This is a genomic window from Sneathiella sp. (assembly GCF_041689005.1).
Lineage (GTDB): Bacteria > Pseudomonadota > Alphaproteobacteria > Sneathiellales > Sneathiellaceae > Sneathiella.
The window spans coordinates 1-7836 of sequence record NZ_JBDNHC010000167.1 but is presented as its reverse complement, the minus strand read 5'-3'; the positions used below and the strand labels follow the sequence as shown (position 1 = coordinate 7836).

Below are 7836 nucleotides of genomic sequence, written 5' to 3'. Positions count from 1 at the left end.
GAGGCGTTCAACACGCCGATCGCCCCGTTTCAGGGCGTTAGCTTCTCTCTTGCCGAATCCGAGACACAGCTGACGATGATGCGTCAGCTTTGCTATTATACCTTGAGCCTGCGCGATTCCGGCAAACCTCACACCGCCGAGGCCGCCATGTGCAAATGGTTCGTGCCGAAAACCGCCTGCGAGATTATCCATCAGTGCCTGATCCTGCATGGTCACTATGGCTACACAACGGATCTGCCGTTTCATCAGCGCTATAACGATGTGCTTGGCCTACAAATCGGCGATGGGACAGCACAAATCCAGAAGCTGGTCATTGCCCGTGAAAAGGTCGGGCGCGTCGCCCTGCAATATGACAAGCGCCCGCAAGGCAGCACAGTATGAGCGCCCCTGTCACAACATACAGCGAGGGAGCTGTCGGCATCATCGAGTTGAGCCGCCCAGAAAAATTCAACTGCCTGTCGAGGGAAACGCATGGACTTATTGACAAGGCGCGGGTGGATTTTGAAGCGAATTCAGCGATTCGCGCCCTGCTGATCCGGGCAACCGGCAAGCATTTCTGCACCGGTGCCGATCTTGACGAGGTCAAAGGCATCATGACCAATGCCGACGCCCTTGATGATTTTATCGCCAGCGGCATGGGAACCTTTAGTCGGCTTGAGAAATGTTCTCTGCCGGTTATTGTTGCGGTTCAAGGGCTTTGCCTAGCGGGGGGCACGGAACTGATGCTGTCGGCGGATATCTGTTTCGCTGGCAAAAGCGCAAAATTCGGCGATCAGCATGCGGAATTCGGCCTGATCCCCGGCTGGGGAGGCAGCCAGCGTCTAACTCGCCTGATTGGCATGCGGCGCGCCCTCGACCTCATGTTCTCGGCCCGCTGGCTGAGTGCAGATGAGGGCAAAGAGGCGGGCCTTGTCAATTATCTGGTGGAAGATGACGAACTGCACTCGAAGGCTCTCGACTACGCCCAGACTGTCGCCACCCGATCGCGCCGCGGCATCGCTGAAATGAAACGGCTGGCCCGGGACGGCATTGAAATGTCTCTTGAGCAAGGCCTGCGTCTTGAGCGCGATGCCGCCGTCCGCCACCTGCAGGACAGCGACGTCGCCGAGGGACTCGATGCTTTTGAAAACCGCCGCAAACCGAAATTTAAACAATAAACCGCCAGCGCGGAACCAGGAGGGATCTGAGATGAATTTTAATCTGAACGATGAACAGCGGCAGATATATGAATATGGCGGCCAATTGGCGCAAAGCTATGACAATGTTTACTGGCGCGACCATGCCAAGCGCGGGGCCTTTCCAAGCGAGATGTTCGATAAAATCGCAAAGGACGGTTTTCTCGGCATCATGATACCGGAGGAATATGGCGGATCCGGCCTCGGCATGACGGAAATGGCCCTGTTTATGGAGGGAACGGGAAACCATGGCATCCCCCTTCTCTCGATCGTCATTGGCCCCTGCATGTCATTGCCCCAACTCGCCCGGAACGGGTCAGATTTTCACAAAAATGAGCTTTTGCCTGCCGCTTGCCGCGGGGATATCAAGTTCTGCTTCGCGATCACCGAAGCCGGGGCCGGATCAAATTCGATGAAAATGACGACAATGGCGAAGCAAAAGGGCAATCGCTTTTCCCTCTCCGGTGAAAAGACATTCATTACCGCCGCAGACGTTTCTGACTATTGCCTCGTGGTCGCCCGCACCTCCGCTCTCGACAAGGTGGCGAAGAAGACGGACGGCTTCACGCTTTTTGCCGTCGATCTCAAGAAAAAGGGCATTGAGATGCAACGGGTCAGGATCTCGATCCCGCTGACCGAGGAACAATGGACGCTGTATTTCGATGATGTCGACCTCGGTCCGGAAGATGTCGTCGGCGAAATCGACAATGGCTTTTCCATCCTGTTTGACACGCTCAATCCGGAACGCATCATTCTCGCGGCGCTCTGTTGCGGGATCGGCCGGTTTGCCTTGAACAGGGGCGTTGAATATGCTTCCGAAAGGAATGTCTTCGGTCAGCCGATCGGAGCCCATCAGGGCGTTCAGCACCCCATGGCAAAAGCCTATACGAATATCGAAATGGCCAGTCTGATGTGCCGCCGTGCGGCTTGGGAATTTGACAATGGCCTACCCTCCGGCGAATCATCGAACATGGCGAAATATGCCGCCGCCGAAGCCGGGATAGAGGCTGTCGATGCGGCCCTTCAGGCCCATGGCGGCTCTGGCTTTACCGAAGATACTGGCCTGTACGAGATGTATCCGATGGTGCGGCTCCTCAGAACAGCACCGGTCAATCGCGAGCTCTGCCTGAGTTATATCGGCCAGAAGGTCATGGGAATGCCGCGATCTTACTGACGGAGAGGAAAATGACAACTTCTACTGAGTTCGGAATGCGCTTTCGACGCGCAGATGCCGTCGAAAAAAAGGATGCTGACTGCTGGCATCCGGTCGAACGCATGCCCCTTGAGGACATCCGACAATTGCAAGAGAAGAAGCTTGTCGCCCAGCTGGGTTACCTGAAGGAGCGCTCTCCTTTCTATCAGAAGAAATTCGCCGATGCTGGAATCTCCTTTGACGATATTCGCACCATCGCTGATTTGCAGAAAATTCCGTTCACGCTGAAGACCGATATCCGCGAAAGCCTGGCCGCCAAGCAGCCCTTTGGGCTTCATCTCGCGGCCGATATCAAGGACGTTATCCAGATGCAGGCCTCCTCCGGCACGACGGGAAGTCCGTCCTATGTTGCCCTGACGGAGCGAGACGCGGAAATGTGGCATGAGATGTCGGCGCGCTGTTTCTTCGCCAATGGCATCCGTCCCGGCGATGCCGTGCTGCATGCCTTTTCCCTCGCCAAGGGGTTCGTCGGCGGCATCCCGATTGTGCAGGCGTTGCAATATATGGGCGCGATCGATATTCCCATTGGTGCCGACGGCGGCGCGGACAGATTGCTTCGCGCAGCGGCGGATATTCGGCCGCGCTGTCTCATCGGCGCGCCAAACTTTGTGCTGTTTCTCGGTGAAAAGGCCAAGGAAATTCTCGGGGTTGAGGCACATGAACTTGGCATCGAGCGAATTATCGTCGGCGGTGAGCCCGGCGGTGGCATTCCGGCAATCCGCGAGCGGATCGAGCAGCTTTGGGGGGTAAAATGTACCGAATTGCTGGGCGGCACTGACATCGCCGTCACCTACTGGGCGGAATGTGATGAACAGTCGGGCATGCATATGCTCGCTATGGATTATGTCATCACCGAATTGCTTGATCCCGACAGCGGCGCAATTATCCCCTTTGAGGATGGCGCGGAAGGCGAGTTGATCTATACCGCCATCGGCCGCGAAGCGAGCCCGCTCCTCCGTTTTCGGTCCGGCGACCATGTCGAGGTTCTGGGCACAAGCTGTTCTTGTGGCCGCACAGGCCCAAAAATCCGCTGCGTCGGTCGCACTGACGATATGCTTATTATCCGGGGCGCCAATGTTTTTCCTTCGGCCATCCAGAGCATTATCGGGGAAATGGTGCCCGAAACCAACGGCGTCATGCGCGTGCTGGCGGATTTTGAGGGGCATACCTCTCAGACGGCGCTGAAAATCATTGTTGAGCGAGGGGCCAACCGATCCCCCGACAGGGATGCTGAGCTTAAAACATCCATTGCGGCGCGGCTGCGTGATTCGCTCGCCTTCAAGGCAGATGTCCGCATTGTCGCTGCAAATTCCTTCGAAAAACCCGGCGCCGCGAAAGTCGCCCTCACCTTACGCAAAGATCCCGGCCTCTCATGACAGTGATAAAATCGACCCTCAATACGGCGGCGGAGAATTTCGGTGCCAACGACGCCTTTTATCGCGGCAAGATCGCCGAGCTTCACGAACTCCGTCGGCTGCAGCGCCTCGGCGGACCGGAAAAGGTCCGAGCCCGTCATATTGACAAGGGCAAAATGCTGCCACGCGAACGAGTTGAGCGGCTCATCGATCCCGGCTCGCCTTTCCTGGAACTAGGGGAACTCGCCGGATTAAGTAAATACAAGGGTGTGCCGCCAGGCGCGAGCATCATTACCGGGATCGGAATGGTGGCCGGTCGGCATTGCATGATTATTGCCAATGATGCGACCGTCAAGGGCGGCACTTATTTCGGCATGACTACCAAAAAGCATGTGCGGGCGCAGCGGATCGCCTGGAATAACCGTTTGCCGGTGATAACACTGGTTGATTCCGGCGGCGCCTTCCTGCCCGATCAGGCTAATATCTTCCCCGATGAAGGCCAGTTTGGCTCGATCTTCCATAATCAGGTCGGCATGTCCGGCGATGGCATCCCGCAGATCGCCGTTGTCATGGGTCCTTGCACAGCAGGTGGCGCCTATATCCCGTCCCTGTGCGATGAGGTGGTGATCGTCCGCGGTCAGGGCTTCATGTATCTCGGCGGACCGGAACTGACGTTCGCAGCAACAGGGGAGCAGATCGATGCCGAAACCCTCGGCGGCGGAAAAATGCATTCCTCAATCTCTGGCGTCACCGATCATCTGGCCGAGGACGACGCTCATGCACTTGCCATCACCCGCGAAATTGTCGAGCATCTAGGCGAAGCCGCCGGCTCTCGTAAAACCGCTGCGCCTCCGCAACCACCCGCCTATCCGGTTGAGGAAATTTACGGCATTGTCAGCCGGGACGCAAAAGTGCCCACCGATAATCGCGAGGTTTTGGCCCGGTTGCTGGATGGCAGCGAGTTTCATGAATTCAAACCGCTCTATGGCGAAACCCTGATGACCGGCTGGGGCCGTATCCATGGTCATGAAATCGGCATCCTTGCCAATGACGGTGTTTTGTTTACGGAATCAGCGTTAAAGGCCGCCCATTTCATCAATCTCTGTGTCCAGCGCGATATCCCGCTGCTGTTCCTTGCCGATGTTAATGGCTTCATGGTCGGGCGCGAGGCCGAGCAGGCCGGCATTGCCAAGGCAGGCGCCAAGATGATCACCGCCATGTCTTCGGCCCGGGTGCCGAAATACACAGTGATAACCGGCGGCGCCTACGGGGCCGGATACCTTGCCATGCTCGGCCGTCCGTTCCAGCCCGATGCCATGTTTGCCTGGCCGACGGGGCGTGCGGCGATCATGGGGCCGGAACAGGCATCCAGCGTTCTTGCGCAGGTGCGGACCCAAATAAACGAGCGTGAAGGCACCAGTTGGACAGCCGAAGAGGAAGAGGCCTTTAAGGCCCCGATCCGCAAAGAATACGAAACCTTTCAGGACGCCTATAACTTTGCGTCCAACCTCTGGGTGGACGGGGTCATTGAGCCGGCGGAAACCCGCGACGTTCTCGCCCTCCTGCTCGACGTCGCCGCGCGGCGCCCGAAGGTTGACACAAATTTCGGCGTTTTTCGCTTTTGAGGAATGAAATGAAGATCAAGACCCTGCTCATTGCCAATCGCGGTGAAATTGCCTGCCGGATTGCCCGGACCGCCCGCGCCCTCGGAATTACGCCGGTCGCCGTTCATTCCGAGGCGGACGCAGATGCCCGACATGTGCGCGAAATTGGCCGTTCTATCCTGATCGGCAGAGGCCCGGCGAGCGAAAGCTATCTGAATATCGACGCGGTTCTGAGTGCCGCCAAAGCCGTCGGCGCGGACGCTGTTCATCCGGGCTATGGTTTCCTTTCTGAAAACCCCGCTTTCGCCCGCGCGGTGGAGGCCGCGGGAATGCTGTTTATCGGCCCAACAGCCGAAACGCTGGAACGCTTCGGCGACAAAGCAAGCGCAAAGGAGGCCGCCGTCATGGTCGGCGTCCCTGTGATTTCCGGCGCGCCGGGCGTCAAATCTGACCCTCAGGTAATTTATGACGAGGTTCTGAAAATGGGCCTGCCGGTCCTGTTGAAAGCAGTCGGCGGCGGCGGCGGACGTGGTCAGCGGCTGGTCGAGAATACCAATACACTCACCGTGGATATTGAGGCTGCGCTGCGAGAGGCCCACTCAACCTTTGGCTCCGAAGGACTTATCCTGGAACGCTTTCTTGCCAATGCACGGCACGTCGAGATCCAGATCGTCGGTGACGGAACAGGCACGGTTCTGCACCTGTTTGAGCGAGACTGCACCCTGCAACGCCGCCACCAGAAAGTCATTGAAGAGGCCCCGGCATTTGCCCTCTCCCGGAATATCACCGCCAGGATGGCTGCGGATGCGGTCCGGCTCGGGGAAAGCCTGTCCTACCGTGGCCTTGGCACTGTGGAATTTCTGATTGCCGGGGACGCGTATTTTTTCCTTGAAGTGAACCCGCGCCTGCAAGTCGAGCATCCGGTGACAGAGGCTGTTATCGGTCTCGATTTGGTTGCCCTGCAAATCCGGATTGCCGAAGGCAAGGGAATTGGCCTGATCCAGGAAGATATAACCCTCACTGGCCATGCGATCGAGGCCCGGCTATATGCGGAAGATCCGAAATCCGGCTTCGCTCCCTCCACCGGGCAGATTACCCTGCTGACTCTGCCGGAGGACATTCGTGCGGACAGTGGCGTGGACGAAAACGATGTCATCAGCCCCTATTATGACCCGATGATTGCTAAACTGGTTGTTCATGCGCCTGATCGCGATGCGGCGCTCGCTGGCCTTGCCCGGGCTCTTGATCTCACCCGGATTGCCGGTGTCGACACCAACCGTGAATTCCTCGCCAATCTTGTCCGCAATGATAGTTTCGGCGAGATGAAGGTCCACACGCGCTGGATTGATGCCAATATCGACGCGCTGATTACGCCGGCGGCGACTGGTCATGCCCTCCTCTGGGAGGCAGTGGCCGCTGTCCTTTTTCTTATGCGGGACCGTTGCACCGGTGATTCCGACAGTTGGCGTAATCGCGAAATTTTTACCGGCTGGCAGCTCGGGCTTGACGATGCCCGCGCCGAGGCCGGTCAGCGCGTAACACTTTCCCGGCCCGGGACAGGCGGACAGGAATATCTCGTCACACCGATCCGGACGGGTGGAAAATTCGTTGTCTTTGATGCGGAGGGCACTGCGCTCACCCTGTCCGTGATCGAAACAGGCTCAGGCCAATGGCGCATAACCACAGAGAATGAAAGCCGGATGGTGAGCGCGAATGTGCGGCAAAACCTGATTGAGATCAGGACAGCGGATGAATGTCATTTGTTTGAGGCGGCCCCGCCGCTCGCCTTTGCCGCGGGTTTGGCGGCGATTGATCGCACGCTCACCTCCCCGCTTACCGGCATGATTATAAAGCTGCTGATCGCCGAAGGGGATCAGATCGAGGCTGGTGACACCGTTGCCATTCTGGAATCCATGAAGCTTGAAATTTCGATAAAGGCAACCGCCCCCGGCCGAGCGACGAATATCTCGATTACCGAGGGGACCATGGTTGACCGGGGTCAGGCCATTGTCGAGATCATGGAGATGGAAGAGGCGGACATATAAAAGCCCGGAAATTGACCAGCAATTCCCGGGCTTTATGAACCATCCGTTTTTTTGCCGCTTAAATCGGGCAGTCTTTACGGAAAACCGGTTTGCGTTTTTCACGGTGCGAGGCAACGCCCTCTTTCACGTCTTCCCCCATGAAGCCCAGCATCTCCAGCGCCGTTGACGCATCAAAGATTGGGCCCGCCTGACGCAGCCAGTTATTGAGAGAATATTTGGTCCAGCGGATCGCACTCTGGGCGCCATTGGCAAGATCGGTGGCAATCCCAAGGGCGATTTCCTGCAACTCATCGTCTTCGACGCACAGGGAGACGAGACCGATCCGCTCGGCTTCCTCGCCGGTTACCGGCTTGCAGGTAAGCAGGTAATATTTCGCCTTGGCCATGCCGCAGAGAAGCGGCCAGATGATCGCGGCGACGTCCCCGGCGGCGACGCCAAGACGCG

The 7836-nt window shown here is 57.7% G+C and carries 7 protein-coding genes; 6 read left to right on the top strand and 1 reads right to left on the bottom strand.

The window, feature by feature from the left end; all coding sequences use genetic code 11:
- The 6 genes from ACESNI_RS17755 to ACESNI_RS17730 form a co-directional block, all read left to right on the top strand.
- Positions 1-381, top strand: a 381-nt coding sequence (locus ACESNI_RS17755) for an acyl-CoA dehydrogenase family protein (RefSeq protein ID WP_373089454.1), incomplete at its 5' end; no start/stop codon positions are given.
- Positions 378-1157, top strand: coding sequence for an enoyl-CoA hydratase/isomerase family protein (locus ACESNI_RS17750; RefSeq protein ID WP_373089452.1), 780 nt, complete (start codon positions 378-380; stop codon positions 1155-1157). The genes ACESNI_RS17755 and ACESNI_RS17750, both read left to right, overlap by 4 nt.
- Before the next feature lie 31 nt (positions 1158-1188).
- Positions 1189-2349: an acyl-CoA dehydrogenase family protein gene (locus ACESNI_RS17745; RefSeq protein WP_373089450.1), complete on the top strand. Its 1161-nt coding sequence runs from the start codon at positions 1189-1191 to the stop codon at positions 2347-2349.
- A gap of 11 nt (positions 2350-2360) precedes the next feature.
- The gene (locus ACESNI_RS17740) at positions 2361-3764 is read left to right on the top strand and encodes a phenylacetate--CoA ligase family protein (RefSeq protein WP_373089448.1); all 1404 of its coding nucleotides are present in this window, start codon (positions 2361-2363) and stop codon (positions 3762-3764) included.
- Complete coding sequence (locus ACESNI_RS17735; RefSeq protein ID WP_373089446.1) at positions 3761-5368, top strand: acyl-CoA carboxylase subunit beta; 1608 nt, start codon at positions 3761-3763, stop codon at positions 5366-5368. The genes ACESNI_RS17740 and ACESNI_RS17735 overlap by 4 nt, the downstream gene beginning before the upstream one ends.
- A gap of 8 nt (positions 5369-5376) precedes the next feature.
- Positions 5377-7392, top strand: coding sequence for a biotin carboxylase N-terminal domain-containing protein (locus ACESNI_RS17730; RefSeq protein ID WP_373089444.1), 2016 nt, complete (start codon positions 5377-5379; stop codon positions 7390-7392).
- 58 nt (positions 7393-7450) lie between these two features.
- Here the strand turns inward: ACESNI_RS17730 and ACESNI_RS17725 are convergent.
- The coding region (locus ACESNI_RS17725) for an enoyl-CoA hydratase-related protein (RefSeq protein WP_373089442.1) at positions 7451-7836 on the bottom strand (386 nt) is incomplete at its 5' end.

Excerpts from the sequence above, each read along its gene's own strand:
- ACESNI_RS17750 (WP_373089452.1), top strand. The coding sequence starts at position 378 with ATGAGCGCCCCTGTCACAACATACAGCGAGGGAGCTGTCGGCATCATC.
- ACESNI_RS17740 (WP_373089448.1), top strand. The coding sequence starts at position 2,361 with ATGACAACTTCTACTGAGTTCGGAATGCGCTTTCGACGCGCAGATGCC.
- ACESNI_RS17730 (WP_373089444.1), top strand. The coding sequence starts at position 5,377 with ATGAAGATCAAGACCCTGCTCATTGCCAATCGCGGTGAAATTGCCTGC.
- ACESNI_RS17745 (WP_373089450.1), top strand. The coding sequence starts at position 1,189 with ATGAATTTTAATCTGAACGATGAACAGCGGCAGATATATGAATATGGC.
- ACESNI_RS17735 (WP_373089446.1), top strand. The coding sequence starts at position 3,761 with ATGACAGTGATAAAATCGACCCTCAATACGGCGGCGGAGAATTTCGGT.